This window comes from Xanthovirga aplysinae (assembly GCF_009711365.1).
Lineage (GTDB): Bacteria > Bacteroidota > Bacteroidia > Cytophagales > Cyclobacteriaceae > Xanthovirga > Xanthovirga aplysinae.
On the sequence record NZ_SMMB01000543.1, the window covers coordinates 1 to 2256 of the forward strand.

Genomic DNA, 2256 nt, shown 5'->3' on the forward strand with positions numbered 1-2256 from the left:
CACTTGGAGATTATGATAATTAATGTTGAATACCCCATCGTCCAGAAGAATAGAAAGAAATCTTTTTATTAAAAGGGTTCCAAAACTCTTCTATTTCCAATTCCTTTTTAACCTATGGGAAGAGCACGTATCACAGCTTCCTCAAATAGTATTCAAACTTTTCTTTGTTAAAGGCAAATCCAGTTTCTACTAGGTTGTAATACCTTTAGGGCGATTTGATGATGAGCTATGGGGCCATGCTGAGTGTAATTTTTTGATGAATTAAATGGATTAATTTGGAATAAATATTTACTGGTTTCTTTATTTGAAAATAAGGTTATTTATTAAATCAAATTAATAATTTCCATTTTTTTAGTAATTTATATGATATATGGAAAAATATTAAGCCAATAACATGCGAAAGAAAAACTTGAAAAACCAATCAAAACTATCGCGGCGGCGTTTTTTAGGGCTGTCAGCTATTGGGACAGCCTCAATAATGGGCGCCTCCACAGTTAGCTTATTAAGCTGTTCATCTGATCCAAAGATTCTATTCCCCAAAAAACCAGGAAGCAGTCCCCAAGGGACATCTTTAGAAAAATCCGAATATTCAGCAATTATTATCGGTACGGGCTATGGGGGAGCCGTTTCTGCTTTACGTTTAGGAGAAGTGGGGGTGGACACCCTGATGTTGGAAATGGGTAGACTTTGGGATAGTCCGGGAGCAGATGGTCAGGTGTTCTGTAAAATGACAAATCCTGACGGACGTGCTATGTGGTTCAAAAATCGCACAGAGGCACCACTAAGTCAATTTCTTTGGATTGATGCTGTAAACCAAAATATTGAGCCTTACGCCGGAGTATTAGACCGCCTCAATTATGAGAATATGTCTGTTTATGTGGGTAGGGGAGTAGGAGGGGGCTCCTTGGTGAATGGAGGGATGGCGGTTACTCCACCTATGGATTACTTTCGAGAAATCCTTCCTCAAGTGGATGCTGCAGAGATGTATGGGAAATATTTTCCACTGGCCAGTATGCATTTGGGGGTTAATCATGTGCCAACGGATTTGCTGGAGGAATCTTCTTATTATCGTTTTGCCAGGGAAGGAAGAGAACAAGCACATAATGCAGGATTTAGAACTAGCTTGGTGCCTAATGTTTATGATTTCAGTTACATGCAGTCGGAAGAACAGGGTACTGTTTATAAATCTGCTTTCGACGCAGAGGTTATTTATGGGAATAATGCTGGGAAAAGGAGCCTGGATAAAACTTATTTGGCAGAAGCCGTGGGAACTGGGAATGTAACCATCAAAGCCCTTCATAGGGTGGAAGAGATAAGTATTGATAGCAGAGGGTACTACAATTTAGAGGTAAGTCAAATCGATGAATATGGAAATTTGTTGGCTCAGCATCATTTTAGTTGCAAGCATTTGATTTTAGGGGCAGGGTCTGTGGGGTCCACTGAAATGTTAGTGAAAGCAAGGGATAGTGGAAAATTACCCAATCTGAATTCAGAGGTAGGAAAAGGATGGGGAAATAATGGAAATGTAATGACCGCCAGAGCCAATCATATGTGGAACCCTACCGGTATAAAACAATCAACGATTCCTACTTTGGGTATTAACGATTGGGATAATCCTGTTAATCCGGTCTTTGCAGAGATAGCTCCATTGCCGGCTGGTTTTGAGCACTGGATAAGTTTGTATTTGGCGATCACCAAAAACCCAGAGAGAGGGCATTTTGAGTTCGACCCTGTAACTGGTAAGGTAAACCTCAAATGGGGGGCAGCACAAAACCAACCTTCTGTGGATTCGGCTAAGGCCATGTTTGATAAAATTAATTCAGCAAACTTTACCATATATCGCTATGATTTGTTTGGGGATAATAAAGCCTTTGCCGATGACTTTACATATCATCCATTAGGAGGATGTGTTTTGGATAAGGCTACAGATAATTTCGGACGATTAAAAGAATATGAAAATCTATATGTAAATGATGGCTCTCTTATTCCAGGTAATACTGGGGTAAATCCTTTTCTGACAATTACTGCGCTTGCCGAACGGAATATTGAAACGATTATTAAGGAGGATATTCTTAGCTAACCGCCTTTTAAGTTTTTAGATAAGGTAATAAGGCTGCCCCTTTTTTGAGACAGCCTTATTCAATTTAATGTTCCTTATTTTTAGATCATTTTTTTAGACCATTCATACTTTGGAATATAGAAATTAAAATCTTGCTTAAAAGTCCTTTTTCTTATTTGACCAAAATTCTGCTTCTG

The 2256-nt window shown here is 39.0% G+C and carries 1 protein-coding gene; it reads left to right on the top strand.

Annotation, left to right across the window (positions count from 1 at the left end):
- Positions 1 to 394: 394 nt before the first annotated feature.
- The gene (locus tag E1171_RS02510) at positions 395 to 2080 is read left to right on the top strand and encodes a GMC oxidoreductase (RefSeq protein WP_155203755.1); all 1686 of its coding nucleotides are present in this window, start codon (positions 395 to 397) and stop codon (positions 2078 to 2080) included.
- The last annotated feature ends 176 nt before the right edge of the window (positions 2081 to 2256 follow it).